The sequence below is a fragment of the Alistipes sp. An66 genome, assembly GCF_002161445.1.
In the GTDB taxonomy this organism is placed as follows: domain Bacteria; phylum Bacteroidota; class Bacteroidia; order Bacteroidales; family Rikenellaceae; genus Alistipes; species Alistipes cottocaccae.
The window spans coordinates 19,634-46,345 of record NZ_NFHT01000012.1 but is presented as its reverse complement, the minus strand read 5'-3'; the positions used below and the strand labels follow the sequence as shown (position 1 = coordinate 46,345).

Genomic DNA, 26,712 nt, shown 5'->3' with positions numbered 1-26,712 from the left:
ACTAACCCTGGCGCATTTTGAACTTGGGATTCTTCTTGCAGATGACGTAAAGCTTGCCTTTGCGCTTCACGATCTTGCAATCCTCGCTTCTCTTCTTGATGGATGCTTTGACTTTCATTTTTCAAGCGTCTAATTATTTGTACCGGAAAGAGATACGTCCTTTGGTAAGGTCATAGGGCGTCATCTCCACTTTTACTTTATCCCCGGGCAGGATCTTGATGTAGTGCATCCGCATCTTGCCGGAGATATGAGCGGTAAGCACGTGACCGTTGTCCAGTTCGACGCGGAACATCGCATTCGACAGGGCTTCGATAATCGTGCCGTCACGTTCGATAGCTGCTTGTTTTGCCATAGAGTTTCAGTTGTTAATTGCCTGTTCGATGATATTGAAGTCCGTCAGGACATCGGGCCCGGACTTGCGGATCGCAACCGCGAACTCGTAGTGAGCCGCAGGCTTGCGGTCCCGTGTGCGGACCGTCCAGCCATCCCGTTCGAACACCACCGCCTTGGTCCCCATGTTGATCATGGGTTCGATGCAGATGACCATGCCCTCTTTGAGCAGGGGGCCTCTGCCGCGTGCGCCGTAATTGGGGACACCCGGGTCTTCGTGCATTTTCCGACCCAGTCCGTGACCTTCCAACTCGCGCACCACGCCGTAGCCGAAGCTTTCGGCGTGCTCCTGCACGGCCGCCGACACGTCGCCCACGCGATTGCCGGCCTTTGCCTGTGCCGTACCTTTATAAAGAGCCTCTTTGGTGACCTCCATGAGCTGCCGTACATCCTCGGCAACCTCTCCGACGGCGAACGTATACGCCGAATCACCAACAAACCCCTTCATAAACGTACCGCAATCGACCGAAACGATGTCGCCCTCACGGAGGACGCATTTCGAGGATGGGATACCGTGAACTACCTGTTCGTTAACCGATATGCATAACGAAGCGGGAAATCCCTGATACCCGAGGAAAGCCGGAACTGCGCCGTGCGCGCGGATAAACTCCTCGGCGATGCGATCCAGTTCCAGGGTCGAGATCCCCGGACGGATGTGGCGCCCCACTTCCGCCAGGGTCTTCGACACCAGAATATTGTTTTCGCGGAGCAGTTCGATCTCCTCGTCTGTTTTCAAATAGATCATTGATTCTTCGCTAAAAACTCTTCGGACAAACTCCTAATGACGGCCCTGGATACGGCCGGTCTTCATCAGACCGTCGTAGTGGCGCATCAGCAGGTAGCTCTCGATCTGTTTGAGAGTGTCGAGCACCACGCCCACCATGATCAGCAGCGACGTTCCGCCGTAGAAGTAGGCGAACGACTGCTGGATGCCGAGGAACTTCATCGCCAGCGCCGGCAGGATTGCCACGATGGCCAGGAAGAACGACCCGGGGAGCGTGATACGCGTCATGATGGTGTCGATGTAGTTCACGGTCTGCTTGCCCGGTTTCACGCCCGGGATGAAGCCGCCGTTTCGCTTCATGTCATCGGCCATCATTTGAGGGTTGATGATGATCGCCGTGTAGAAATAGGTGAAGGCGATCACCAGCACTGCCAGCGTAAAGTTGTACCAGAAACCGGTCATCGAGCTGAATGCTGCGGCGAAGGCCGTTCCGGAGAACAGGGCGGGGATGAACATCAGGGCCTGTGCGAAGATGATCGGCATCACGTTGGCCGCATTCATCTTCAAGGGGATGTACTGACGCACGCCTCCGTACTGTTTGTTACCCACGATACGTTTGGCATACTGTACGGGCACCTTGCGGACTGCCTGTACCAGGGCTATCGTTGCCATGAAGACAAGGAACAGCAGGATCAGCTCGAGGATCAGCATGATGGCGCTGCCCGAAGCCGTCTGGAAACGGGCGTTGACCTCGGCAAGCAGCGCGTGCGGGAGGCGCGCCACGATACCGATCATGATGATCAGCGAGATACCGTTGCCGATACCCTTGTCGGTGATCTTCTCGCCCAGCCACATGATGAACATGGTACCGGCGATGAGGATCGTCGTCGCATAGGCTACGAAGCCGAACGTGTTGCCGTAGACGAACGCCGTGGGAACCTGATGGTAGAGGTTCGCGATGTAAGCCGGGCCCTGAAGGATCAGCACGCCGATCGTCAGGAAACGGGTCCACTGGTTCATCTTGCGGCGGCCGCTCTCACCCTCCTTCTGCATTTTCTGGAAATACGGTACCATCATGCCCATGAGCTGGATGATGATCGAGGCGGTGATATACGGCATGACTCCGAGTGCAAAGATCGCCGCATTGCCGAATGCGCCGCCGGAGAAGACATTCAACAGACCCAGAAGTCCGTTGCCTTCCAGCTGGCTGGCATACGCCGATCCTTCGCCCAGGGCGTTGGGGTTGATACCCGGAATCACGACGAAACTGCCCAAACGGTATACAAGCAGCAGCCCGATCGTGTACAGCACACGTTTGCGGAGCTCCTCGATCTTGTAGATGTTTTTGAGCGTTTCTACCAATTTCTTGTTGGTCGCCAGAAGAGCGATGATCACTATAAAGACGATACCAACAACCAGATACTGATTCATAGTTTTCGGGTTCTAAGGTTCTTACAGTTTTTCAACGCTACCGCCGGCGGCCGTGATGGCAGCCTCGGCGCTCTTCGAGAAAGCGTGAGCCTTGACGGCGAGGGCTTTCGTGAGGGCACCGTTTCCGAGGATCTTCACCTTGTCGTTCGACGAGATGAAGCCTGCGGCGATAAGCGTTTCGACCGTAATCTCCGAGAGCTGCTTCTTGGCAGCGAGGTCTTCGAGTGCTCCGAGGTTGATGGCCTTGAACTCGACGCGTTTGAGGTTCGTGAATCCGAACTTCGGCAGTCGGCGTTGGAGCGGCATCTGACCGCCCTCGAAACCGAGTTTGCGCGAGTATCCCGAACGCGACTGTGCACCCTTGTGACCGCGGGTGGCCGTGCCGCCGTGACCCGATCCGGCACCGCGGCCGATTCGCTTGTCGTGGTGCGTTGAACCCTTTGCAGGTTTGAGATTATTGAGTTCCATGTTGCTTAAAAATCGTTTGCCGTTAAACTTATTCTGCCGAAACGACCTCGACCTTGACGAGGTGTTTCACGCGCTCGATCATCCCCTTGATGATCACCGAGTCGTCGTGCTCGACGCTGGCGTTGATCCGTTTCAGCCCCAGGGCGTCGAGGTTCTTGCACTGACGCTCCGTAGCACCGATCCGGCTTTTGATCTGGGTGATTTTCAATCTTGCCATTTCCGTTCTGAAATTAACCGTTAAACACCTGGTCCATGGAGATACCGCGCAGGCGGGCGATGCTGGCGGCGTCGCGCAGCTCGCACAGCGCACCGATCGTGGCCTTCACGAGGTTGTGGGGGTTCGACGAGCCCTTGCTCTTGGCGAGCACGTTCTTCACGCCCACGGATTCCAGCACGGCACGCATGGCACCTCCGGCGATGATACCGGTACCCGGAGCGGCCGGACGGATCATCACCAGCGAACCGTCATAGCGGAACTCCTGCTTGTGGGGAATCGTACCGTTGATTACGGGGATCTTGATCAGATTTTTCTTGGCATCCTCGACGCCTTTTGCGATGGCGGCCTGCACTTCCGAAGCCTTGCCCAGGCCGTAGCCTACCACGCCGTCCTCGTTACCCACGACGACGATGGCCGAGAAGCTGAACGTACGACCACCCTTGGTCACCTTCGTGACGCGCTGGATGCTGACGAGACGGTCTTTGAGTTCGAGATCGCTCGTGCGAACTTTCTTTATATTGGTATTTGCCATGATCGATTAGAATTTAAGACCGCCTTCGCGAGCTGCTTCGGCCAGCTGTTTAACTCTTCCGTGATACAGGTAGCCGTTCCGGTCGAAAGCCACGGCGGAGATGCCCTTGGCAGCGGCGCGCTCGGCGGCCAGTTTGCCCACGAGGGCTGCGATTTCGCATTTGGTCTTGCCGACTGCGGCTGCGGCGACCTCCTTGTCGAGCGAAGATGCCGTTGCGAGGGTGACCCCGGCGAGATCGTCAATGAACTGCACGTAGATCTGCTTGTTGCTACGGAATACAGTCATACGAGGCTGTGCGGGCGTTCCGCTGACGATCTTGCGGATACGCATCTTGATCCTCTCTCTTCTTTCTATCTTGTTGAGTGACATAATTTCAGCGTATTAACTATTTAGCACCTGCCGACTTGCCGGCCTTGCGACGCAGCTGTTCGCCGACGAACTTGATACCCTTGCCCTTGTAGGGTTCCGGCTTGCGCAGCGAGCGCAGCTTGGCAGCCACCTGACCGATGAGCTGCTTGTCGATGGATTTCAGCGTCACGATCGGGTTTCCCTTCTTCTCGGTAACGGCCGTGGCGGTCACCTCTTTCGGAAGGAGGAAGTGCGTATCGTGCGAATAGCCGAGGCTCATTTCGAGCACCTGGCCCTTGACTTCGGCCTTGAAGCCGACACCGACGAGCTCCTGCTTGATTTCATAGCCCTTCGATACGCCGATGACCATGTTGTTGATCAGGGCGCGGTAGAGTCCGTGGAGCGAGCGGTGACGCGGCTGGTTCGTCGGACGGGTCACCAGAACAGCGGGGATTTCCTTGCCCGTGTGGGGATCCGTGTGCGTGCCGACCTCTACCTTGATGTCCGAGTCAACCTTCTGACTCAGCGTCCCGAGTGGCCCTTTCACGCTTACCGTATTGTCGGGAGCGACCTCGACGGTAACTCCGGCAGGCAGGTTTACAGGTAATTTACCAATTCTTGACATTGCGTTGATTTTTAATTAATTAGTAGATGTAGCACAGCACCTCGCCGCCGACGTTTTCCTTACGTGCCTTGGCGTCGGTCATGATGCCTTTGGAAGTCGAGATGATGGCGATACCCAGACCGTTCAGCACGCGGGGCATGTCGGCCACCGAAGCATACTGGCGCAGACCCGGACGGCTGACGCGTTTGAGGTTCTTGATGGCATTGGTCTTGGTAGCGGCGTCCCATTTGAGGGCGATTTTGATCGACGGATGTCCCTTTTCATCCTTGTCGAACTTGTAAGCGAGGATGTAGCCCTGCTCGTAGAGGATCTTGGTGATCTCCTGTTTAATTTTTGAACCGGGAGCTTCAACCACCTTGTGGTTGGCTTTCACCGCGTTTCTAATTCTGGTCAGAAAGTCCGCAATAGGATCAGTCATAACGAATAGAAGTTAAAAATTAAAAAATAAAATTGTTAAACAACGTTTTGGCTTTCAACGGTTTGCATCTGCGTTCCGTTTTCCGGCCGGATCTTTGGGCTCCGCTTTCCGGCACGTTCCGGACCTGTCCGACAGCTCCTTCGCATACGCATACGCGGGGCACAAAGCGCGCAAATATACGCATTATTTCCCAAAAAACCAAGATGATCGCCTGATTTTTAGCGATTTTCCGGGGCTGGCAGGAATACGGAAATGTTAGCACACCGAAGTTGCTAACATGATTCCGTACAGAAACTCCCGCAATCACACCCCGAAAACCGGTTCCCGACCATCCCGTCCGAAGCCTGCAACGGCCTCCGTCCGACGGGATACCCGATTCCGGCCTCGTGGTCCGAGAAATCTGTAACCCAGTGTCCGACTTTTCGTTACGCCCCACATATCGGGAAGTTACCGCTTGCGGCGGCACTTTCCCCGATACTGTGACGTATCTACGCGGGTCGTACACCCCTATCGGCCCCGGTTCCTCCGCGGCATATGCCGCACAGGCTCTTCACCTTCCGGATTCCGGAACCTTCCTTACGCCCGGGCTTGCCCGGCGGCTTTCGAGAGAGGGGCTGCGGACTCCGTAATCGGTGCCCTCTCTCCACCCCACTCTTGCCCCTTGCAGCCCCCCGGGACTACCAGCTGGCCTTCGTAACGCCCGGGATCAGGCCCTTGGATGCCATCTCGCGGAACTGAATACGGCTGATGCCGAACAGGCGGATGTATCCTTTGGGACGGCCCGTGATCTTGCAGCGGTTGTGCTGGCGGATGGGATTCGAGTTGCGCGGCAGCTTCGACAGTGCCTGCCAAGCCTCCTCGTGGTCCATTTCTCCGCTCTTCACCTTCGCAGCGATCTCGTCACGCTTGTGCTGGTAGCGCTTGGCGAGTTTCGCACGCTTCACCTCGCGGGCTTTCATCGATTCTTTTGCCATGGCTTAGTTCTTTTTAGCGTTTTTGAAAGGAAGTCCGAATTCGCGCAGCAGGGCATAGGCCTCTTCGTCGGTCTTGGCCGTGGTCACGAAGGTGATCTCCATACCGAAGATCTTGGTGATCTTGTCGATGTCGATCTCCGGGAAGATGATCTGCTCGGTGATGCCGAGGGTGTAGTTGCCCTGGCCGTCGAACTTCTCGTTGATACCCTTGAAGTCGCGGATACGCGGCAGTGCCACGGCGATCAGACGCTCCAGGAACTCGTACATCTTGTTGTCGCGCAGCGTGACGCGCACGCCGATGGGCATGCCCTTACGCAGTTTGAAGTTCGAGATGTCCTTCCGCGAACGGGTCTGCACGGCCTTCTGACCGGCGATCTGGGTCAACTCGGCTTCGGCCACGTCGATGAGTTTCTTGTCGGCAACGGCCTGGCCCATTCCCTGATTGATGACGATCTTGGTGAGTTTCGGGCACTGCATGACGCTCGTGTAGCCGAACTCCTTCATAAGGGCAGGTTTGATCTGCTCCTTATACTGGGTTTTGAGTGTAGGTACGTAAGCCATTATTTGATCTCCTCCCCTGATTTTTTAGCGAAACGAACTAATTTACCTTTGGAGTCGAGTTTGCGACCGACCTTGGTCGGCTTGCCCGACTTGGGGTCGATGAGCATGAGGTTCGACACATGGATCGGGGCCTCTTTCTCGACGATACCGCCCTGGGGGTTCTTGGCATTGGGCTTGGTGGCCTTCTTGCAGAGATTCACCCCTTCGACGATGGCGCGCTGCTTGGAGACTTCGACCTTCAGGACTTTGCCCTGCTGGCCCTTCGAGTCACCGGCAATGACCTGGACCTGATCCCCTTTCTTAATATGCAATTTCATATCCGACACAGTTTTTATGATTACAAAACTTCGGGTGCGAGGGAGATGATCTTCATGTACTGGTCACGCAGCTCGCGGGCCACGGGGCCGAAGATACGGGTTCCGCGCATCTCACCCTGGTTGTTGAGCAGCACCACGGCGTTGTCGTCGAAACGAATGTACGAACCGTTGGCACGTCTGATTTCCTTCGTGGTGCGGACCACGACAGCCTTCGACACGGCACCCTTCTTGACGTCGCCCGAGGGCGTAGCGCTCTTGACGGCTACCACGATCTTGTCGCCGATCGAGGCGTAGCGGCGTTTCGTACCGCCGAGGACGCGGATGCAGAGAACCTCCTTGGCTCCGCTGTTGTCGGCTACTACGAGTCTACTTTCCTGTTGTATCATAACTACTTGACTCTTTCAATGATTTGTACTAATCTCCAACGTTTCGTTTTGCTGAGCGGACGGGTCTCCATGATCCGTACGGTATCGCCCTCCTTGCAGGTTTCATCGAGCGACTCGGCAACGAACTTGGTGGTTTTGTTGACGAACTTGCCGTAGATAGGATGCTTCACCTTACGTGCAACGGCCACCACGATGGTCTTGGCCATTTTGTTGCTGACAACCACACCGATACGCTCTTTTCTCAAATTTCTTTCCATAATTGTACTCGTTATTTAGCGTTTTTTTGACGCAGAATCGTCAGCATGCGAGCTATATCTCTGCGGTTCTTCTTGATGATCGACGGGTTTTCGACGGGGGACACGGCATGCTGCACCTTCAACTTGGCCAGCTGGGCCTTTTCGGTCTCGATGCGCTCCTGCAGGTCCTTGATCGAAATATCCTTGATTTCTGCACTTTTCATGTTGTGTCTCCCTTAAATGGTGGTTTCGACGTAGTCACGCCGTACGATGAATTTGGTGGTGATGGGCAGTTTCTGGGCTCCCAGACGGAGTGCTTCCTGCGCCACTGCCAGAGGCACGCCTTCGGCCTCGAAGAGGATGCGGCCCGGAGTTACGGGAGCCACGAATCCTTCGGGATTACCCTTACCCTTACCCATACGCACCTCGGCGGGCTTCTTCGTGATGGGTTTGTCGGGGAAGATCCGGATCCAGAGCTGGCCTTCACGCTTCATGTAACGCGTGATGGCCTGACGCGCTGCCTCGATCTGACGGCCGGTGATCCAGGTGGATTCCAGCGCCTTGATTGCGAACGATCCGTATGCAAGCTGGTTACCTCTTTGAGCGAGACCTTTCATACGGCCTTTCTGCATTCTTCTAAACTTGGTCTTTTTCGGCTGTAACATCTTTGTTCTGCTTTAAAAGGTCCTACTTACTACTGATTGTTGTTGCGACGCTCGCCGCCACGACGACGGTCGCGGCGATCGCGGCGGTCACGGCGGTCGCGGCGCTCACCGCGGTCACCCGACGGAGCCTGGGCCGAAGCGCCGGCGATTTCGAACAGGTCGCGCTTGCCGTAGACGATACCCTGGCAGATCCAAACCTTGACACCGAGGATACCCACCTTCGTGAGAGCCTCCGTGAGGCAGTAGTCGATATCTGCGCGGAAGGTATGCAGCGGAATACGTCCCTCCTTGACGGTTTCGGTACGGGCCATCTCGGCGCCGCCCACACGGCCGGCAACCTGGACCTTGATACCCTCGGCGCCCATGCGCATCGTCGATGCCACGGCGGTCTTCACGGCGCGGCGGAACGAGACACGGCCTTCCAGCTGGCGGGCGATGTTCTGCCCCACGATCACGGCATCAACCTCGGGGCGTTTCACCTCGAAGATGTTGATCTGGATCTCCTTGCCGGTGAGCTTTTTGAGCTCCTCTTTGAGTTTGTCGACCTCCTGGCCGCCCTTGCCGATGATGATACCCGGACGGGCAGTCGAAATCGTAACCGTCACGAGTTTGAGCGTGCGCTCGATGATGATCTTCGAGATCGACGCCTTGGCCAGACGGACGTTCAGATACTTGCGGATCTTGGCGTCCTCCACGAGCTTATCGGAGAAGTCCTTGCCACCGAACCAGTTGGAATCCCAACCGCGGATGATCCCAAGACGATTTGCTATCGGATTAACTTTCTGTCCCATCTGTTTACTTGTTTTCTACGGTTACCATTTTGTCAACAACGATCGTTACGTGGTTCGAGCGCTTGCGGATCCGATGCGCGCGGCCCTGGGGCGCGGCCTGGATTCGTTTGAGCATGCGGCCACCGTCTACGAATACCTCCTTGACACAGAGTTTCGTATCTTCGAGACGCTCGTTCTCGTTCTTGGCCTCCCAGTTGGCGATAGCCGATTTGAGGAGCTTCTCCATACGGATCGAGGCCTCTTTCTTCGAGTAACGCAGGATGCCCAGCGCCTTGTTGATCTCCACACCGCGGATGATGTCGGCCACCAGGCGCATCTTGCGGGGCGAGGTCGGGCAATCACGCATGATGGCGATTGCCTTCTGCTTCTTTTCGGCCTTCATTTTTTCGGCCATATTTGCTTTTCTTGCACCCATTTTCTACCTATTTTTTCTTGTTACCGGCATGACCGCGGAAATTGCGGGTGGGAGCGAACTCCCCGAGTTTGTGCCCTACCATGTTCTCGGTCACGTAGACCGGAATGAATTTGTTTCCGTTGTGGACAGCGATCGTCTGGCCGACGAAGTCGGGAGAGATCATGCTTGCACGCGACCATGTCTTGATGACCGACTTCTTGTTCCCCTCGGCCTGGGCGACAACCTTGGCTTCGAGTTTGGGGTCGATAAACGGTCCTTTTTTCAATGAACGGCTCATTATGTACTCTTATTTAATTATTTTTTCTTCTTGGAAATAATGAACTTCGAAGTGGTCTTCTTCGGGTTACGCGTCTTGTAACCCTTGGCAAGCAGACCCTTGCGCGAACGGGGGTGTCCTCCCGAAGCGCGGCCTTCGCCACCACCCATCGGGTGATCGACGGGGTTCATGACCACGCCGCGGTTGCGGGGACGACGGCCGAGCCAGCGCTCGCGTCCGGCCTTGCCGGACTGTTCGAGGCTGTGGTCGAGGTTCGAAACCACTCCGACCGTAGCGCGGCAAGTTACGAGTACCATACGAGTCTCGCCCGAAGGAAGCTTGATGATGGCGAATTTGCCCTCACGAGCCAACAGCTGGGCGTAGGATCCGGCCGAGCGGGCCATGGCGGCTCCCTGACCGGGGTAGAGTTCGATGTTGTGGATGACGGTTCCCAGGGGGATCTCGCTCAGGAAGAGCGTATTGCCGACCTCCGGAGCGACGCCGGCGCCGCTCATTACGGTCTGACCCACCTGCAAGCCGTTGGGTGCGATGATGTAGCTCTTCTCACCGTCGGCGTAGACCAGCAGGGCGATACGCGCCGTGCGGTTCGGGTCGTACTCGATCGATTTTACAGTTGCAGCGATGCCGTCCTTCGTGCGTTTGAAGTCGACGTTACGATACATCTGCTTGTGGCCGCCGCCGATGTAGCGAACGGTCATCTTACCGGCGTTGTTGCGGCCGCCCGTGCTCTTTTTGGGGCTGAGGAGCGACTTCTCCGGCTTCGACGTGGTGATCTCGTCGAACGTGCCGATAATCTTATGTCTCGTACCTGCGGTTACAGGTTTAAATTTTCTTACTGCCATCTTCGTTAGATATTACTGTAAAAATCGATCTTGTCTCCATCCTTCAAGGTGACGATCGCCTTCTTGAAGTTGTTCGCGCGACCTTCGAGCAGGCCCGCCTTCGTGTAGCGGCTTTTCAGCTTGCCCATGTAGTTCACGGTGTTGACATCCGTCACCACGACGTTGTACATCTGCTCGACGGCATTGCGGATTTGCAGTTTGTTAGCCCTCACGTCAACGATAAAACCGTAGCGATTCAACTTTTCGCCCTGAATCGTCATTTTCTCGGTCAAAACGGGCTTAATGATAATGTTCATTGTACTCTTGCGTTTTTAAGCTAACATCGTATTCAAGACATTCTCGGCGCCCTCGACCATCACGATGGCCGAAGCGTTCATCACGTCGTACGTGCAGACGTTCTGTGCCAGCACCGGCTTCACATAGGGAAGGTTGCGGCACGAGAGCTGCAAGTTGACGTTCGACTCGGGCAGGACGAGCAGGACCTTCTTGTCGTCGACTTTCAGGGCCTGGGCCAGCGCTGCCACCGACTTGGTTTTGGGGGCCTCCATCGAGATGGCCTCGACGACGCTGATGGCACCGGCCTGGGCCTTGTAGGTCAGAGCGCTGCGGCGGGCGAGCTGTTTGAGCTTCTTGTTGAGTTTGAAGCTGTAATCGCGGGGCTGGGGACCGAATACACGGCCGCCGCCCGGGAAGAGAGGCGAAAGGATGCTGCCGCAACGGGCGCCGCCGGTACCTTTCTGACGCTTCAACTTGCGCGTCGAGCCGGCAACTTCGTTACGCTGCTTTGCCTTGTGCGTACCCTGACGCTGATCGGCCAGGTACTGCTTTACGTCGAGATAGATTGCGTGGTCATTAGCCTCCACGCCGAAAACGGCATCCGAAAGGACTACCTTGCGACCCGTTTCTTGACCCTGGGTGTTCAATACAGCTAATTCCATACTACTTCTCAATCGTTAAATAAGCACCTTTTGCACCCGGAATCGAACCCTTCACGAGGATGAGGTTGCTCTCGGGAATCACTTTCAAAACTTTCAGGTTCAGCACTTTGACCTGCTCGCCGCCCATCTGTCCGGGGAGACGTTTTCCCTTGAAGACGCGCGAAGGATAGGACGAAGCGCCCAGCGAACCGGGCTTGCGCTGACGGTTGTGCTGGCCGTGGGTCTGGCCGCCGACACCGCCGAAGCCGTGGCGTTTCACAACGCCCTGGAAGCCTTTTCCTTTCGAAATCCCGGTCACGTCGACCCAGTCCTCTTCCGTGAAGAGATCAACGGTCAGCGTGTCGCCGAGTGCCACTTCGGGCATGCCCTTGAACTCCGCCAACTTGCGTTTGGGGGTCGTGCCGGCTTTCTTGAAGTGACCTAACAAACTGCTGGTGGTGTGCTTTTCACTTTTCTCGTCATAGGCAATCTGAACCGCCTCGTAGGAGTCCTTCTCGACGGTTTTGATTTGCGTAACAACGCACGGACCAGCCTCAATGACAGTGCATGGTATGTTCTTACCCTCGGCACTGTAAACGGAAGTCATTCCGATTTTCTTTCCAATAAGTCCTGACATTTGTTGTCAATTGTTTGTTATAGATGTGTAAAGTGAAGTTTTCTTCAAACTCCGGTCTCCGCGGAGACCTGTTTTCGGGAGGGTCTCCGACCGACCCTGTTGCCGGCCGGAGACGTCCGAAATGGTTGGTGCGGGGATCGTCCGATCGGGATTTTCAGCGTGCAGAGTCTCTTCCAGGACCTGGCGCACCCGGCGTTCTCCCCCCCCCTTCCTCCGGCCTCACGGCCGCGGGATCAGACCTTGATCTCGACCTCGACGCCCGAAGGAAGTTCGAGTTTCATCAGCGCGTCGATCGTTTTGGGGGTCGACGAGTAGATGTCGAGGATCCGCTTGAAGGTGCAGAGCTGGAACTGCTCGCGGGCCTTCTTGTTGACGAAAGTCGAGCGGTTGACCGTAAAAATCTGCTTGTGCGTGGGCAGGGGCACCGGGCCGCTGACAACGGCGCCCGTGCTCTTCACCGTCTTGACGATCTTTTCGGCCGACTTGTCGACCAGATTGTGGTCGAATGACTTTAACTTGATTCTAATCTTCTGATTCATATCGCGTTTTCTTATTCTATATCCTTACGTTTACCGCTTGCTTTCTCGATGATCTCCTTGGCCAGGTTGGCAGGTACCTCCTCGAAGTGCGAGAACTCCATCGACGAAGTTGCACGACCCGACGAGATAGTACGCAGCACGGTGACATAGCCGAACATCTCGGACAGCGGCACCTTGGCCTTCACCACGCGGGCGGTACCCTTGGTCTCCATACCGGTGATCTGGCCGCGGCGCTTGTTCAGGTCGCCGATGATGTCGCCCATGTTCTCCTCGGGGGTTACGACCTCGACCGACATGACGGGTTCGAGGATCACCGAGCCGGCCTTCGGAGCGGCATTGCGATAACCGTTGCGGGCAGCGATTTCGAACGACAGCTGGTCGGAGTCGACGGGGTGGAACGATCCGTCCTTGAGGGTGATCTTCATCGAGTCCATCGGGTAGCCGGCGAGGGCGCCGTTGGCCATGGCCGATTCGAAGCCCTTCTGAACCGACGGAATGAACTCCTTGGGAATGTTACCGCCCTTGACCTCGTCAACGAACGTAAGACCCATCTTGCCGTCCTCGGCGGGACCGATCTCGAAGATGATGTCGGCGAACTTACCGCGACCGCCGGTCTGCTTCTTGAAGACTTCGCGGTGCTGAACCGTCTTGGTGAGCGACTCCTTGTAGTTGACCTGCGGAGCGCCCTGGTTGATCTCGACGCCGAACTCGCGGCGCAGACGGTCGACGATGATGTCGAGGTGGAGCTCACCCATACCGCTGATGACCGTCTGACCCGAATCCTCGTCGGTGTGCACCGTGAAGGTGGGGTCCTCCTCGGCGAGTTTTGCCAGCGCGATGCCGAGTTTGTCGAGGTCCTTCTGGGTCTTGGGCTCCACGGCCAGACCGATCACCGGCTCGGGGAAGGTCATCTGTTCCAGAACGATCGGAGCGTTCTCGGCGCAGAGCGTATCGCCCGTGCGGATCTCCTTGAAACCTACGGCTGCGCAGATGTCACCGGCACCGACGGTTTCCAGCGGGTTCTGCTTGTTGGCGTGCATCTGGTAGATACGGCTGATGCGCTCGCGCTTGCCGCTGCGGGCGTTGAGCACGTACGATCCGGCATCGAGCTTGCCCGAGTAAACGCGGACGAAGGCCAGACGACCTACGAAGGGATCGGTAGCGATCTTGAACGCCAGGCCGCAGAACGGATCGTCCTCCGTAGCGTGGCGCACCTCCTCCTGCTCGGTTTTGGGGTTGATACCCGTCACGGCCGGAACATCCAGCGGCGAGGGCAGGAACGCCATCACGCAGTCGAGCAGTTTCTGCACGCCCTTGTTGTGGAACGACGAGCCGCAGAGCATCGGGACGATCTGCATCGAGATCGTGGCCTTGCGGATGGCGGCCAGCAGTTCGTCGGGCGTGATCGAGTCGGGATCCTCGAAGAACTTCTCCATCAGGGCGTCGTCCGTAGCGGCGACCTCCTCGATGAGTTTGGCGCGCCACTCGGCGGCCTCGGCCTTCATCGACTCGGGAATATCGCGCAACTCGAAGTTGTCGCGTACGGTCTTGTCGTCGTAGTAGTAGATCGCATTATTATATATAAGGTCTACCAGTCCTTCGAACTTGTCCTCGGCGCCGATAGGCAGTACGACCGGCAGGGCCGTAGCGCCGAAGTGCTCCTTGATCTGGGCGCACACCGAGAGGAAGTCGGCACCCGTGCGGTCCATCTTGTTGACGTAGCCGATACGGGGGACGTTGTACTTGTCGGCCTGACGCCATACGGTCTCCGACTGGGGCTCGACGCCGCCGACAGCGCAGAACGTGGCGATCGCACCGTCCAGAACGCGCAGCGAACGCTCCACCTCGACCGTAAAGTCGACGTGTCCCGGGGTATCGATCAGGTTGATCTGGTACTGATGACCCTTGTACTGCCAGAAGGCGGTCGTTGCGGCCGAGGTGATGGTGATACCGCGCTCCTGCTCCTGGACCATCCAGTCCATGGTGGCGCCGCCCTCATGCACCTCGCCGATCTTGTGGGTTTTACCCGTGTAGAAAAGGATTCGCTCGGACGTCGTGGTCTTACCGGCATCGATGTGGGCCATGATACCGATATTACGCGTATAATGTAAGTCTCTGGTTGCCATTTGTGCGTCCTTTGTTTAGAATCTGAAATGAGCGAATGCCTTGTTGGCCTCGGCCATGCGGTGCATCTCCTCCTTGCGCTTGAAGGCGGCACCCTGCTGGTTGTAGGCGTCTACGATTTCAGCGGCGAGTTTGTCAGCCATGGTTTTGCCGGCGCGCTTGCGGGAATAGAGGACAAGGTTTTTCATGGAAATAGAAATCTTGCGCTCCGGACGAACCTCCATGGGAACCTGGAACGTTGCGCCACCGATACGCTTCGATTTCACTTCGACTTGGGGCGTGATGTTCTCCAGGGCCTGTTTCCAGATTTCCAGCGGAGATTTATCAGCATCCTTCATCTTCTTGCCGACGATTTCCAGCGAGTCGTAGAAAATCGTGTAGGCAATACTCTTCTTACCATCCAGCATAAGGTTGTTCACGAAACGGGTCACGGCCACGTCTCCGAACTTCGGATCCGGAAGTAGAATTCGCTTTTTTGGCTTAGCTTTTCTCATTGCTATTTACTGTCTAAAAAAATGTTTCTCGGGTGAGTTTCGGGTTATTTGCCTGCCTTGGGGCGTTTTGCTCCGTACTTGGAACGACGCTGGCGACGTCCGTCGACACCTGCGGAGTCGAGCGCGCCGCGAACGAGGTGGTAACGTACACCGGGGAGGTCCTTGACACGGCCGCCGCGGACCAGTACGATGGAGTGCTCCTGGAGGTTGTGGCCTTCTCCGGGGATGTAGGCGTTGACCTCCTTGCCGTTGGTCAGGCGAACACGAGCCACCTTACGCATAGCCGAGTTAGGTTTCTTGGGGGTCGTGGTGTACACACGGGTGCAGACGCCACGGCGCTGGGGACAAGCGGCCAGCGCGGGGGACTTGGATTTGTCCTCGAGCGTCAGACGGCCGTTTCTCACTAACTGTTGAATAGTTGGCATTTTAAAACTGTCCTTTAAATGGTTAAAAATCTATTTCCATTGTCCAAAATGGACTGCAAAGGTACGCATTTTTTTGGAAATACAATATATAAGCGCATCTTTTTTGGCGTTTTTTCAGGATTTTGCGCCGTTTGCCATTCTTTTTACTGATCGTTTTCAAAAAATCATATTGTTTTATTTATCATAAAATAAACAATACCCTGTTTTACAGACGATTGACTCGCCACGCGAAAAAGTCGCCCGCAGCGTGCAGATGCGTCCTGACGCGGGCCATACCCGGATCGGCAGATTTCCGCATGTCGCACGGACCGGGAGTGGCCGCACGACCCGCCGCCATGTCCGCCGCGAACACCGGGCCCGAATGCCGGACCCGAACACCGGACCCGAATGCCGGACCCGAACACCAGACCCGAATGCCGGACCCGAACACCGCGGCACGGAGTTTGCACCCCGGCAAGGGCCTTCAAATCCGATGACGAACAACACACAAACCGCAACAATATGAGACAGACCATGCTTACCTGTTTTCTGCTGTTCCTGACGGCCCTCATCTGGAACACCTCGTGCAGTTCCGACAATTCGGACAACAACACGCCGCCCGAACCGCAGCCCACCACCTACGACATCTACGCCGCAGGGTACAAGACGGTCGATTCGAAGGCCGTGGCGACGGTCTGGAAAAACGGCACGGAGCTCTACGCCCTGACCGACGGCACGTCGGACGCCTGGGCCTACGGCATCTGCGTCGACAACGGGACGGTCTACACCGCGGGCTACGAAGAGCAGGACGGACACATCGTCGCCGTACTCTGGGAGAACGCGACGCTGAAATACACGCTGGGCGCCTCCGGAAGCAACTCCTACGCCCTGGCGGTGACGGTATCGGACGGCACGGCCTACACGGCGGGCAGCACGACGGTCGACGGCTCGCTGACGGCCACCGTGTGGGAGAACGGCAGCGTACTGCACACCTACTCCGTCAGTCCGGCGACGTCACAGGCCCGGGCCGTCGCGGTTTCGGGCAGCGATGTCTATGCCGCGGGGAACCTTCAACCCGGCGGAACGCAGCCCGTCGCCGAAGTCTGGAAAAACGCCGACGCGCACTACACCCAGGGCGACGGCACCACCCCGGGAGACATCCGCGGACTGTTCATTGCCGGAAGCGATCTCTATACGGCGGGGCACATCGGCGAGCAGGCCGTCGTCTGGCGGAACGGCTCGCTGCTCTACACGCTGACCGACGGCAGCAGTTCGGCCGAGGCGATGTCGCTCTGGCGGGACGGCAGCACGCTCTACACGGCGGGGTACTACACCACGTCGGATTTCGGGGAGCAGGGCGTCGTCTGGCAGAACGGCACCGAGCTCTACACGCTCTCGGACGGCAAGGGCGCCGGCAGCATGCCCTACGCCGTTGCGGCATGGGGCGGGACGGTCTTCACGGCCGGGACGCTCTTCGGCAACGGACGCCACGCCGCCGTATGGCAGAACGACGGGCTCCTCTACACGCTCGACCGGGGCGAAGCCTACGCCATGTATGTCGTCCCGCACTACGGGACGACGCAGGAGTAGCGGCTCTCCGGACAGATTCCGCAACGAATCTCCCGGCTCCGGACAGCGGCACGCCCCGGCTGCCCCGCCGCCGAAACTCCTCCGCACCTCCATCCGGCTCCGCCCTCCGGCGCGCCCCGCAACGCACCTTCCCGACACGGCCTTTCACAGGTCGTGTCTTTTTTTGCCGTCCGGAGCCGCCGCACCGCGCCGTCCGACGCAAAGAATCGCCGAAAAGGGTTCAATCTTAAAAACTTTTCGTATTTTTGTCCGAAAAATCGAAAACAAACAGATCAAACAAGATATGGAGTACAATTTCAAGGAGATCGAGCCGAAGTGGCAGCAGCGCTGGCGCGAGCGGAAGACCTACAAGGTCGAGACGGACCCCGCGCGTCCGAAGTTCTATGTGCTGGACATGTTCCCCTACCCGTCGGGGGCGGGGCTGCACGTCGGGCACCCGCTGGGCTACATCGCCTCGGACATCTACTCGCGCTACAAGCGGCTGAAAGGCTTCAACGTCCTGCACCCGATGGGTTACGACGCCTTCGGGCTCCCGGCCGAGCAGTATGCCATCCAGACGGGGCAGCACCCGGCCGTCACGACCGAGCAGAACATCGCCCGCTACCGCGAGCAGCTGGACAAGATCGGCTTCTCGTTCGACTGGGACCGCGAGGTGCGCACGTGCGACCCGGCCTACTACAAGTGGACGCAGTGGGCCTTCCTCGAAATGTTCTCCCACTACTACGACAACCGTCGCCGTCAGGCGCGGCCCATCGAGGAGCTCGCGGCAGCCTTTGCCAAGTCGGGCACCGAGGGGATCGACGCCGCCTCGACGCAGGAGCTGCACTTCACGGCCGACGAATGGAACTCGTGGGACGAGAAGCGCCGCGAACAGGTGTTGCAGAACTACCGCCTGGCGTTCCGCGCCGACACGATGGTGAACTGGTGTCCGAAACTCGGGACGGTGCTGGCCAACGACGAGGTGCATGACGGACTTTCGGTGCGCGGCGGCTATCCGGTCGAGCAGAAGCGCATGAAGCAGTGGTTGCTGCGCGTGACGGCCTACGCCCAGCGGATGCTCGACGGACTGGACCGGCTCGAATGGAGCGACTCGTTGAAGGAGATCCAGCGCAACTGGATCGGACGTTCGGAGGGCGCCCAGGTCTTCTTCGACATTCAGGGCTCGGACAAGAAACTGGAAATCTTCACCACGCGGCCCGATACGATCTTCGGCGTAACGTTCATGGTCATCGCCCCCGAGCACGAGTGGGTCGGCGAACTGACGACCCCGGAGAACCGTGCGGAGGTCGAGGCCTACATCGAGCAGACGAAGAAGCGTTCGGAGCGCGACCGCATCGCCGACACGAAGCGCGTAAGCGGTGTGGCGACAGGCTCTTATGCCATCAACCCCTTCACGGGACGGGCCATTCCGATCTACATCTCGGACTACGTGCTCGCGGGCTACGGAACGGGCGCCATCATGGCCGTTCCGGCGCACGACTCGCGCGACTACGCCTTCGCCCGCCACTTCGGGTTGGAGATCATCCCGGTGGTCGAGGGCGGCGACCTTTCGAAGGAGTCCTACGACGCCAAGTCGGGCCAGGTAATCAACTCGGATTTCCTCAACGGCATGGATGTAAAGGAGGCGATTCAGGTGATGTTTGCCGAAGTCGAGCGGCGCGGATTGGGCAAGAAACTCGTGAACTACCGCCTCCGGGATGCCATCTTCTCGCGCCAGCGCTACTGGGGCGAGCCCTTCCCGATCTACTACAAGGACGACACGGCCTACCCGCTGTCGGAGGACAAACTGCCGCTGGAACTGCCTCCGATCGAGAATTTCGGACCCACGGAGCAGGGCGAACCGCCCCTGGCCCGCGTGAAGGGGTGGGCAACGCCCGAAGGCTGTCCCTACGAGCTGTCGACGATGCCCGGATTCGCCGGATCGTCGGCCTACTACCTGCGCTACATGGACCCGCACAACGACCGGGCGCTCGTCAGCCGCGAGGCCGACGAGTACTGGCGCAGCGTCGACCTCTACGTCGGCGGCATCGAGCACGCCACGGGCCACCTGATGTACTCGCGGTTCTGGAACATGTTCCTCTACGATCTGGGCTACGTCTGCGAGGAGGAGCCCTTCAAGAAGCTCGTCAACCAGGGCATGATTCAGGGGCGTTCGAACTTCGTCTACCGGGTCGTAGGAACGAACAAGTTCGTCTCGCTCGGGCTGCGCGACCGGTATGAGACGCAGGAGATCCACGTCGACGTGAACATCGTGAAGAACGACCTGCTCGACCTCGACGCCTTCCGGGCGTGGCGTCCGGAGTTCCGCGACGCGGAGTTCATCCTCGAGGAGGGCAAGTACGTCTGCGGCTGGGCCATCGAGAAGATGTCGAAGTCGATGTACAACGTCGTCAACCCCGACTACATCGTCGAGACCTACGGCGCCGACACGCTGCGCATGTACGAGATGTTCCTCGGACCGCTGGAACAGTCCAAGCCGTGGGACACGAACGGCATCGACGGCGTGCACAAGTTCCTGCGCCGCTTCTGGCGGCTCTTCTACGACCGCGACGGGCGTTTCTGCGTCACGGACGAGAAGGCGACCGAAAAGGAGCTGCGCACACTCCACAAGACGATCAAGAAGGTCACGGAAGACATCGAAAACTTCTCGTTCAACACCTCGGTGGCGGCCTTCATGATCTGCCTCAACGAGCTGGGCGAGTGTCCGAAGCGCGAGATCCTCGAACCGCTGACGGTGCTGATCGCACCCTTTGCGCCGCACATTGCCGAGGAGTTGTGGGAAGCCCTGGGCAAGAGCGGCTCGGTATGCGACGCGCAGTATCCGGTTTACGACGAGAAGCACCTCGTACAGAGTTCGTTCGAATATCCGGTTTCGATCAACGGCAAGCTGCGTTTCAAGAAGGAGTACGCCACGTCGATGACGCCGGCAGAGATTCAGGCCGACGTCGTGACGGCTCCCGAAGCGCAGAAGTGGATCGAGGGCAAGACCCCGAAGAAGGTGATCGTCGTCCCGGGCAAGATCATAAACATTGTGATCTGAATCAAGAGAGGAAGGGTGATTGACGGTTGAGAACATTCCGACCGCTGTTCACCCGCCGCCTGCGGCGTCGTATGCAGATCTGACCCTCCCCTAAATCCCCTCCTCGGAGGGGACTTGATGGAGACCGTTTTCGGAGAGTCCCGAATGCCGGGATTCCCGGGAGCAACGGGGGGGGGCAAAGTGCAAAACCGGAAAGCCTGAAAACAATCCGCAACAGTTGAAAACCAAAACCCGAAAATAACACACCGAAAAACCGCTGACCATGAAACGAACCGCCCTGTTCACGCTCATCCTTCTGCTTATGACAACCACCGTATCGGCACAGGACTATGGCCAGGCCGCCACGGTCCGCATCTGGGACAACGCCTCGGCACCCCACAGCAACGGCCTGACCGGCCCCGAAGAGGAGCCGGAACCCTGGCGGCTGGCCAAGACCTCGACGGCGGAACTCTTCCTCTACCCGGCCGATACGACCCGTTGCGGACACACGGGGCTGGGGGTCGTGATCTGCCCGGGCGGCGGTTACGGACGGCTGGCCATCGACCACGAGGGATTCCAGATGGCTCAGTGGCTCGCGGCAAACGGAATCACGGCCGCCGTGCTGAAATACCGCATGCCGAACGGACATCCGGAAGTACCGTTGGAGGATGCCGTGCAGGCATTGCGCATCATGATGGGACTCGAAGCCGGGGCCACGGGATTCACCGCCGACAAGGTGGGGATCATGGGCTTCTCGGCCGGAGGGCATCTGGCAGCCTACGCCTCGACGATGGGATCGACGAAACCGGCCTTCTCGATCCTCTTTTACCCGGTCATCACCTCCCTGCCGGGGCATCAGGGGTCGTTCAACAACCTCATCGGCAAGGAGAACCGCACGCCGGAAAGCGACGCCCGCTATTCGTTGGAGAATCAGGTGACGGAGCAGACGCCCCCGGCGCTGCTGCTCCTCTCGGACGACGACACGGCCGTCCCGCCGATCAGCAGCACACGCTACTACAACGCCCTGAAAGAGCACGGCATCGAGGCTTCGATGCACATCTATCCGATCGGCGGCCACGGCTGGGGATTCCGCGACTCGTTCCGCTACAAGGCCCAGTGGCAGCAGGCCGTGCTCGACTGGCTGCAACGCTTCGCCGAATAGCACCGCACGCGCCTCTCCGCCAGAACCTGCGGCGGACATACCGGAACAAGGCATGTCCGCCGCTTGTTTTTTGACCGGAGTCTTGCCGTTTCCCGATTATTCCGTATCTTTGTTCCCAAAATACAACATTCATGGCAGACAACACCATACTGACCCGCCTCGACGGGCTGAAACTCAAATACGAGGAGACGGGCCAGAAACTCACCGACCCCGAAGTCATCGCCGACGTCAAGCAGTTCGTGCAGCTCAACAAGGAGTACAAGGAGCTCGAACCCATCATCGAAACCTCGGAACGCTACCGCACGGCCCTCGCGAACCTCGCCGAGGCGAAGGATACCTACGCCAACGACAAGGACGAGGAGATGCGCGAAATGGCCCGCGAGATGATCACGGAACTCGAACCCCAGATCGCGCAGCTCGAAGAGGAGATCAAGCTGCTGCTGATCCCCAAGGACCCGCAGGACTCGAAGAACGCCATCGTCGAGATCCGCGGCGGCACGGGCGGCGACGAGGCAGCGATCTTCGCCGGCGACCTGCTGCGCATGTACACCAAGTACATCGAGTCGAAGGGGTGGCGGTACGAAATCACCTCGTCGTCCGAGGGTGCCGCAGGCGGTTACAAGGAGGTCGTCATGAAGGTCACCGGACAGAACGTCTACGGAACGCTCAAATACGAGTCGGGCGTGCACCGCGTACAGCGCGTGCCGCAGACCGAGACCCAGGGCCGCGTCCACACGTCGGCCGCCTCGGTGGCCGTGCTGCCCGAAGCCGAGGAGTTCGACGTCGAGATCTCGATGAACGACATCCGCAAGGACATCTTCTGCGCATCGGGACCCGGCGGGCAGTCGGTCAACACGACCTACTCGGCCATCCGTCTGACCCACATCCCGACGGGCATCGTCGTGCAGTGCCAGGACCAGAAGTCGCAGTTGAAGAACTTCGACAAGGCCTTCGAGGAGCTGCGCACGCGCGTCTTCAACCTCGAATACTCGAAATACCTCGACGAGATCGCCTCGAAGCGCAAGACGATGGTCTCGACGGGCGACCGCTCGGCCAAGATCCGCACCTACAACTATCCGCAGGGGCGCATCACCGACCACCGCATCAACTACACGATCTACAACCTCGCAGCCTTCATGGACGGCGACATCCAGGACTGCATCGACCACCTGATCGTGGCCGAGAACGCCGAACGCCTGAAAGAGAGCGAGCTGTAATTCCGTCCCGCCGGGCAATATCCGGGGGCGGGGGACGTTTTAAGGAGGAGAGATTTCCGGTATGATGAAACGACTGACCATCCTGTTCCTGTTCGGAGTGCTGTTCGGCGCAACGGCCCGGGCCGCCGCGCCGCGACCGAAGCCCCAACCGCTCTATATCGTCAACGGCAAGGTGGCGGAAGCCATCCACGCCATTCCGCCCGAGGAGATCGAGCACGTCGAGATGCTCCCGGCCGACGAGGAGACCATCGCCCGCTACGGCGAGCGCGCCATGCACGGCGTGATGCTCATCACGCTGCGTTACGACGAACCGGCGACCTTCCCGGCCGATACGACCTTCGGGAACTACATCGCCCGCCAGGTCCGCTGGGAGGATGACGAACCCGTGGCGCGGGTCGTCCTGCGCTATACGGTCACCCCCGAAGGGACCATACAGATCGGCGAAACGCTCGAAGCCACCGACAACCGGCTCAAACGGCGCGTCCTGAAGGCCGTCGAGGAGTCGCCGCGCTGGCAGCCCGCCCGGAAAAACGGACAGCCGATCGCCAGCGAGGGGGTGTTGAGCATCCAGCTCCCCGAGGGGCGTCCGATGCCGCGCCAGGTCGAGCTGGTCTACCGCTGACGGAGCAAAAACACGTAAACGGAACCAAACAAGGGAAGACTGGGGCCCGAAGGCCGAAGTCGAAACGCGAGATAACAGAGAGAACCGACAAGCAGAGAAAGAGAACGGGGAAGGAGACAACTCCATACCCCTCCGCATTTCACGATTCATCCTTTCAAAAACCGGAAACTTATGAAGACCAACTCCCTTGCAGCATGGATTCTGGCCGTCCGGCCGTACAGCCTCGGCAATGCCGTCATCCTGATCCTCGTGGGCTCCGCCCTGGCCTGGACCGACGGATCGTTCCATGCGCTCCCGGCGCTGCTGTGCCTTCTCTTCGCCGTGCTGATGCAGTGCACGGCCAATCTGGTCAACGACCTCTGGGACTACCTCAAAGGCGCCGACCAGCCCGACCGGCTGGGTCCCGACCGCGCCTTCGCCAAAGGATACATCACCCCCCGCGCCATGAAGGCCGGCATCGCCGCCTTCACCGTGGCATCGTGCGCCGCCGGTATCGGTATCCTCGTCTGGGCCCTGCACCACGACATGCTGATCTGGGGCGGCTGGGAACTCGTCGCCGCAGGCATCGCCTGCGTCGTCTTCGCCTACTTCTACACCGCGGGGCCGTGGCCGCTCGCCTACCACGGACTGGGCGACGTGGCCGTCATCCTCTTCTTCGGGCTCGTACCCGTGGGCTTCACCTACTACGTCCAGACCGGAGCGTGGTCGTGGGATGCGACCGTCACGGCGTTAGCCTGCGGACTGGTCATCGACACCATGCTGATGATCAACAATTTCCGCGACCGTGAGGAGGATGCCCGCTGCGGCAAGCGCACGGTGGTCGTCGCCCTGGGCGCGAAATTCGGGAGTTGGAGCTACTTCGGGCTCGGAGCCGCGGCCGTCGTGCTGTGTCTGACGCTGCTGGCCGCCGGACGCACCTGGGCCGCCCTGCTGCCGCTCCTCTACCTCGCGGGCCACACCGCCACGTGGCGCAAGGTGGTCCGCATCGACCACGGGGACGAACTGAACATCTGCCTCGGCGAGACGGCCCGCAACATCATGCTCTTCGGAGCGCTGCTCACGATCGGAATCCTGCTCGGCTGATGGCTGAAATCCAACATATTACCCTGCGCGAGCTACAACGCCGCGTGAAATCGGCGCTCGAAGGTCAGTTCGCCCTGCCCCTCTGGGTGAGCGCCGAGATCTCCGACATCAAGGTCAACTACTCGGGCCACTGCTACCTCGAACTCGTCGAGAAGGGCGGCGACAACGGAGTCCCCACGGCACAGGCCCGGGCCGTAATCTGGAAGTCCCACTACCCCCGCATCGCCGGCTACTTCGAGGCCGAAACGGGACAGCGGCTCGCACCGGGATTGAAGGTGCTGGCCAAAGTGCTGGTCTCCTACCACGAACTCTACGGTTTCTCGCTGCAAATCACCGATGTGGACCCCTCGTACACGCTGGGCGACCTGGAACGCCAGCGCCAGCAGACCATCGCGCAGTTGCAGCAGGACGGCGTCTGGGAGATGAACCGCGAAGTCCCGCTGCCGATGGTCGTGCAGCGCGTGGCCGTCGTGTCGAGCGCCAACGCCGCCGGGTATCAGGACTTCCGCAAGGAGCTGGCAAAGAGTCCCTACCGCTTCGACGTGGAGCTCTTCGACGCCTTCATGCAGGGCGAGGCCGCCGAAGGGTCGATCATCGACGCCCTGTGCCGCGTGGCCGACCGCATGGAGGAGTTCGATGCCGTGGTGATGATCCGCGGCGGCGGGTCGCGCAGCGACCTGAACTGTTTCAACGCCTACCGCCTCTGCTCCTACGTCGCACAGTTCCCCCTGCCGGTCATCACGGGCATCGGGCACGACAAGGACACGAGCGTCGCCGACATGGTGGCCCACACCGCGCTCAAAACCCCCACGGCCGTCGCCGGATGGCTCGTCGAGCGGATGGGCTCCGTCGAGGGATGGCTCGACGCCGCGGCCCTGCAACTGCATGACGGCGTGCTGCGCCTGACCCGGACGCAGCAGGTGCGGCTCGAAGAGTGCGCGGGCGATGTGCGCCACCTCTCGCTCGGGATGCTCCGGCAGCGCGCGCTGGAAGCCGCGAACCGCGAGGAGGCGTTCCGGCAGGCCGTCGGGAGCTTCCTCCGGCAGGAGCGGCAGCGGCTCGACGCGACGGGCGAACTGGTCGAAAGCCGTTCGCCGCGGCACATCCTCCGCATGGGATTTGCCGTGGTCCGCAAGAAGGGGCGTGCCGTGGCGTCGGTCCGGCAGGCAGCGGCCGGCGAGCGGCTCACGGTCGAGGTGGCCGACGGGCGTTTCGCCGTCGAGGTGACCCCGGAGACGGAGAAGGCCGAGGATAAAGCGTAAAACGACAACAACACCGGCAAGGACCGGTTGCAACGATATGGCAAAGAAAAAAGAGGAACCGACCTACACGGAGGCCGTCGCCGAGATCGAACGCATTCTCGCCCGCTTCCGCAACGAAGAGATGGACGTGGACAGCCTCGCGGCCGAGGTCAAACGCGCCACGGAACTGATCGCCGCCTGCAAGGCCAAACTCCGCAAGGCCGAAGAGGAGGTCAACCAGATTCTCGAAGCATGAAACGGCTGATCCGCTGGGCGCTGAACCACATCCCGCGTCCCGTGCTGCAACGCATGGCCTCGTGGGCCGTGCCCGTCATGGGGCTGTTCTACCGCGGGCGCGGCGTGGTGTGCCCCCTCTGCGGGGCGAAATACCGGAAGTTCCTGCCCTACGGATACGTGCGGTCGAGAGCCAACGCCCTCTGTCCGAAGTGTCTGTCGCTGGAACGCCACCGGCTGTTGTGGCTCTATCTGACGCGCGAGACCGATCTGCTGACCGCCTTCCCGCGCACGCTGCACATTGCTCCCGAGGTGTGTATCATGCGTCACCTGAAACCGCACTTCAAGTCCCGGCCCGGGCAGTACATCACGGCCGATCTGGAAAGCCCGCTGGCCGACCTCCATTTCGACGTGCAGCAGATCCCGCTCGGGGACAACTCCGTGGACGTGGTGCTCTGCAACCACATCCTCGAACACGTCGCCGATGACCGCAAGGCGCTGCGCGAGTTGCACCGCATCCTCAAACCCGGCGGCTGGGGCATCCTCCTCTCGCCCGTCGACCGCGACTACGAACAGACCTATGAGGACGACTCGATCGTCGACCCCGACGAGCGCACCCGCATCTTCGGGCAGTACGACCACCGCCGCATCTACGGTCAGGATTATGTCGACCGTCTGCGCGGAGCGGGGTTCGAGGCCGCCGACATCGACTATGCCGCCTCGCTCCCCGAGGAGGAGCGGCGGCGATACGCCCTCCCCGAAGACCATATCTACGTGGTGTACAAGCACTGACGGGAGCGAGTATCCGCATC

Annotated in this window: 37 protein-coding genes; 9 read left to right on the top strand and 28 right to left on the bottom strand. The window is 59.2% G+C overall.

Annotated features, from left to right (window positions below; all coding sequences use genetic code 11):
- Position 1: 1 nt before the first annotated feature.
- The 28 genes from ykgO to rpsL all read right to left on the bottom strand — a co-directional run bounded on the left by ykgO (position 2) and on the right by rpsL (position 15,753).
- Positions 2-118 (bottom strand): type B 50S ribosomal protein L36, encoded by a 117-nt coding sequence (gene ykgO, locus B5G16_RS08965; RefSeq protein ID WP_010262443.1) that lies wholly within the window; start codon positions 116-118, stop codon positions 2-4.
- Positions 119-133: 15 nt separating this feature from the next.
- A complete protein-coding gene (gene infA, locus B5G16_RS08960; RefSeq protein ID WP_009597667.1) occupies positions 134-352 on the bottom strand; it encodes a translation initiation factor IF-1 in 219 nt (72 codons plus the stop codon).
- 6 nt (positions 353-358) lie between these two features.
- Positions 359-1,135 carry a type I methionyl aminopeptidase gene (gene map / locus B5G16_RS08955; RefSeq protein WP_087263402.1) on the bottom strand — a complete coding sequence of 259 codons (777 nt, stop codon included), beginning with the start codon at positions 1,133-1,135 and terminating at the stop codon, positions 359-361.
- Positions 1,136-1,168: 33 nt separating this feature from the next.
- The gene (gene secY / locus B5G16_RS08950) at positions 1,169-2,545 is read right to left on the bottom strand and encodes a preprotein translocase subunit SecY (RefSeq protein WP_087263401.1); all 1,377 of its coding nucleotides are present in this window, start codon (positions 2,543-2,545) and stop codon (positions 1,169-1,171) included.
- A 21-nt stretch (positions 2,546-2,566) separates the two neighbouring features.
- Positions 2,567-3,013 (bottom strand): 50S ribosomal protein L15, encoded by a 447-nt coding sequence (gene rplO / locus B5G16_RS08945; RefSeq protein WP_087263400.1) that lies wholly within the window; start codon positions 3,011-3,013, stop codon positions 2,567-2,569.
- Between the two features lie 28 nt (positions 3,014-3,041).
- Positions 3,042-3,230 carry a 50S ribosomal protein L30 gene (rpmD, locus tag B5G16_RS08940; RefSeq protein ID WP_087263399.1) on the bottom strand — a complete coding sequence of 63 codons (189 nt, stop codon included), beginning with the start codon at positions 3,228-3,230 and terminating at the stop codon, positions 3,042-3,044.
- Between the two features lie 13 nt (positions 3,231-3,243).
- Positions 3,244-3,762 carry a 30S ribosomal protein S5 gene (gene rpsE, locus B5G16_RS08935; protein WP_087263398.1) on the bottom strand — a complete coding sequence of 173 codons (519 nt, stop codon included), beginning with the start codon at positions 3,760-3,762 and terminating at the stop codon, positions 3,244-3,246.
- Between the two features lie 6 nt (positions 3,763-3,768).
- Positions 3,769-4,131 carry a 50S ribosomal protein L18 gene (rplR, locus tag B5G16_RS08930; protein WP_087263397.1) on the bottom strand — a complete coding sequence of 121 codons (363 nt, stop codon included), beginning with the start codon at positions 4,129-4,131 and terminating at the stop codon, positions 3,769-3,771.
- 16 nt (positions 4,132-4,147) lie between these two features.
- Positions 4,148-4,735, bottom strand: coding sequence for a 50S ribosomal protein L6 (gene rplF, locus B5G16_RS08925; RefSeq protein WP_087263396.1), 588 nt, complete (start codon positions 4,733-4,735; stop codon positions 4,148-4,150).
- Between the two features lie 19 nt (positions 4,736-4,754).
- Complete coding sequence (rpsH, locus tag B5G16_RS08920) at positions 4,755-5,153, bottom strand: 30S ribosomal protein S8 (RefSeq protein ID WP_087263395.1); 399 nt, start codon at positions 5,151-5,153, stop codon at positions 4,755-4,757.
- 677 nt (positions 5,154-5,830) lie between these two features.
- Entirely contained in the window at positions 5,831-6,127 is a 297-nt protein-coding gene (gene rpsN, locus B5G16_RS08915; RefSeq protein WP_162612048.1) for a 30S ribosomal protein S14, read from the bottom strand.
- 3 nt (positions 6,128-6,130) lie between these two features.
- Positions 6,131-6,688 (bottom strand): 50S ribosomal protein L5, encoded by a 558-nt coding sequence (rplE, locus tag B5G16_RS08910; protein ID WP_087263394.1) that lies wholly within the window; start codon positions 6,686-6,688, stop codon positions 6,131-6,133.
- Positions 6,688-7,005 (bottom strand): 50S ribosomal protein L24, encoded by a 318-nt coding sequence (gene rplX / locus B5G16_RS08905; protein WP_087263393.1) that lies wholly within the window; start codon positions 7,003-7,005, stop codon positions 6,688-6,690. The genes rplE and rplX overlap by 1 nt, the downstream gene beginning before the upstream one ends.
- A gap of 20 nt (positions 7,006-7,025) precedes the next feature.
- A complete protein-coding gene (gene rplN / locus B5G16_RS08900) occupies positions 7,026-7,391 on the bottom strand; it encodes a 50S ribosomal protein L14 (protein WP_018696462.1) in 366 nt (121 codons plus the stop codon).
- Positions 7,392-7,393: 2 nt separating this feature from the next.
- On the bottom strand, positions 7,394-7,648 hold the full coding sequence (rpsQ, locus tag B5G16_RS08895) for a 30S ribosomal protein S17 (protein ID WP_087263392.1): 255 nt from the start codon (positions 7,646-7,648) through the stop codon (positions 7,394-7,396).
- A gap of 11 nt (positions 7,649-7,659) precedes the next feature.
- The gene (gene rpmC / locus B5G16_RS08890) at positions 7,660-7,851 is read right to left on the bottom strand and encodes a 50S ribosomal protein L29 (protein ID WP_087263391.1); all 192 of its coding nucleotides are present in this window, start codon (positions 7,849-7,851) and stop codon (positions 7,660-7,662) included.
- 12 nt (positions 7,852-7,863) lie between these two features.
- Entirely contained in the window at positions 7,864-8,292 is a 429-nt protein-coding gene (gene rplP, locus B5G16_RS08885) for a 50S ribosomal protein L16 (RefSeq protein ID WP_087263390.1), read from the bottom strand.
- Positions 8,293-8,321: 29 nt separating this feature from the next.
- On the bottom strand, positions 8,322-9,083 hold the full coding sequence (gene rpsC / locus B5G16_RS08880; protein WP_087263389.1) for a 30S ribosomal protein S3: 762 nt from the start codon (positions 9,081-9,083) through the stop codon (positions 8,322-8,324).
- 4 nt (positions 9,084-9,087) lie between these two features.
- Positions 9,088-9,498: a 50S ribosomal protein L22 gene (gene rplV / locus B5G16_RS08875; protein ID WP_087263388.1), complete on the bottom strand. Its 411-nt coding sequence runs from the start codon at positions 9,496-9,498 to the stop codon at positions 9,088-9,090.
- Positions 9,499-9,505: 7 nt separating this feature from the next.
- Positions 9,506-9,775: a 30S ribosomal protein S19 gene (rpsS, locus tag B5G16_RS08870; protein WP_009597568.1), complete on the bottom strand. Its 270-nt coding sequence runs from the start codon at positions 9,773-9,775 to the stop codon at positions 9,506-9,508.
- 17 nt (positions 9,776-9,792) lie between these two features.
- A complete protein-coding gene (rplB, locus tag B5G16_RS08865; protein WP_087263387.1) occupies positions 9,793-10,617 on the bottom strand; it encodes a 50S ribosomal protein L2 in 825 nt (274 codons plus the stop codon).
- Positions 10,618-10,622: 5 nt separating this feature from the next.
- Positions 10,623-10,913, bottom strand: coding sequence for a 50S ribosomal protein L23 (gene rplW / locus B5G16_RS08860; protein ID WP_087263386.1), 291 nt, complete (start codon positions 10,911-10,913; stop codon positions 10,623-10,625).
- 15 nt (positions 10,914-10,928) lie between these two features.
- Positions 10,929-11,555 carry a 50S ribosomal protein L4 gene (rplD, locus tag B5G16_RS08855; protein WP_087263385.1) on the bottom strand — a complete coding sequence of 209 codons (627 nt, stop codon included), beginning with the start codon at positions 11,553-11,555 and terminating at the stop codon, positions 10,929-10,931.
- A 1-nt stretch (position 11,556) separates the two neighbouring features.
- Entirely contained in the window at positions 11,557-12,171 is a 615-nt protein-coding gene (gene rplC / locus B5G16_RS08850; RefSeq protein ID WP_087263384.1) for a 50S ribosomal protein L3, read from the bottom strand.
- A 233-nt stretch (positions 12,172-12,404) separates the two neighbouring features.
- The gene (gene rpsJ, locus B5G16_RS08845; RefSeq protein WP_004329464.1) at positions 12,405-12,710 is read right to left on the bottom strand and encodes a 30S ribosomal protein S10; all 306 of its coding nucleotides are present in this window, start codon (positions 12,708-12,710) and stop codon (positions 12,405-12,407) included.
- An 11-nt stretch (positions 12,711-12,721) separates the two neighbouring features.
- Positions 12,722-14,836, bottom strand: a complete 2,115-nt coding sequence (gene fusA, locus B5G16_RS08840) for an elongation factor G (protein WP_087263383.1) — start codon at positions 14,834-14,836, stop codon at positions 12,722-12,724.
- Positions 14,837-14,851: 15 nt separating this feature from the next.
- Positions 14,852-15,328 (bottom strand): 30S ribosomal protein S7, encoded by a 477-nt coding sequence (gene rpsG, locus B5G16_RS08835; RefSeq protein WP_087263382.1) that lies wholly within the window; start codon positions 15,326-15,328, stop codon positions 14,852-14,854.
- A gap of 44 nt (positions 15,329-15,372) precedes the next feature.
- The gene (gene rpsL, locus B5G16_RS08830; protein WP_087263381.1) at positions 15,373-15,753 is read right to left on the bottom strand and encodes a 30S ribosomal protein S12; all 381 of its coding nucleotides are present in this window, start codon (positions 15,751-15,753) and stop codon (positions 15,373-15,375) included.
- A gap of 501 nt (positions 15,754-16,254) precedes the next feature.
- On the opposite strand from rpsL, the gene B5G16_RS08825 reads away from it, so the two are divergent.
- The 9 genes from B5G16_RS08825 (at position 16,255) to B5G16_RS08785 (ending at position 26,692) form a co-directional block, all read left to right on the top strand.
- Entirely contained in the window at positions 16,255-17,322 is a 1,068-nt protein-coding gene (locus B5G16_RS08825; protein ID WP_087263380.1) for a hypothetical protein, read from the top strand.
- 283 nt (positions 17,323-17,605) lie between these two features.
- Positions 17,606-20,362 (top strand): leucine--tRNA ligase, encoded by a 2,757-nt coding sequence (leuS, locus tag B5G16_RS08820; protein ID WP_087263379.1) that lies wholly within the window; start codon positions 17,606-17,608, stop codon positions 20,360-20,362.
- A 262-nt stretch (positions 20,363-20,624) separates the two neighbouring features.
- Positions 20,625-21,503: an alpha/beta hydrolase gene (locus tag B5G16_RS08815; protein WP_239406055.1), complete on the top strand. Its 879-nt coding sequence runs from the start codon at positions 20,625-20,627 to the stop codon at positions 21,501-21,503.
- Positions 21,504-21,634: 131 nt separating this feature from the next.
- Complete coding sequence (gene prfA / locus B5G16_RS08810) at positions 21,635-22,720, top strand: peptide chain release factor 1 (protein ID WP_087263378.1); 1,086 nt, start codon at positions 21,635-21,637, stop codon at positions 22,718-22,720.
- A 64-nt stretch (positions 22,721-22,784) separates the two neighbouring features.
- On the top strand, positions 22,785-23,342 hold the full coding sequence (locus B5G16_RS08805; RefSeq protein WP_087263446.1) for an energy transducer TonB: 558 nt from the start codon (positions 22,785-22,787) through the stop codon (positions 23,340-23,342).
- A gap of 171 nt (positions 23,343-23,513) precedes the next feature.
- Positions 23,514-24,425: a 1,4-dihydroxy-2-naphthoate octaprenyltransferase gene (gene menA, locus B5G16_RS08800; protein ID WP_087263377.1), complete on the top strand. Its 912-nt coding sequence runs from the start codon at positions 23,514-23,516 to the stop codon at positions 24,423-24,425.
- Positions 24,425-25,687: an exodeoxyribonuclease VII large subunit gene (gene xseA, locus B5G16_RS08795; protein ID WP_087263376.1), complete on the top strand. Its 1,263-nt coding sequence runs from the start codon at positions 24,425-24,427 to the stop codon at positions 25,685-25,687. Before menA ends, xseA begins: the two co-directional genes overlap by 1 nt.
- Positions 25,688-25,724: 37 nt before the next feature.
- Positions 25,725-25,922, top strand: coding sequence for an exodeoxyribonuclease VII small subunit (gene xseB, locus B5G16_RS08790; protein WP_087263375.1), 198 nt, complete (start codon positions 25,725-25,727; stop codon positions 25,920-25,922).
- Positions 25,919-26,692: a class I SAM-dependent methyltransferase gene (locus B5G16_RS08785; protein WP_087263374.1), complete on the top strand. Its 774-nt coding sequence runs from the start codon at positions 25,919-25,921 to the stop codon at positions 26,690-26,692. Before xseB ends, B5G16_RS08785 begins: the two co-directional genes overlap by 4 nt.
- The last annotated feature ends 20 nt before the right edge of the window (positions 26,693-26,712 follow it).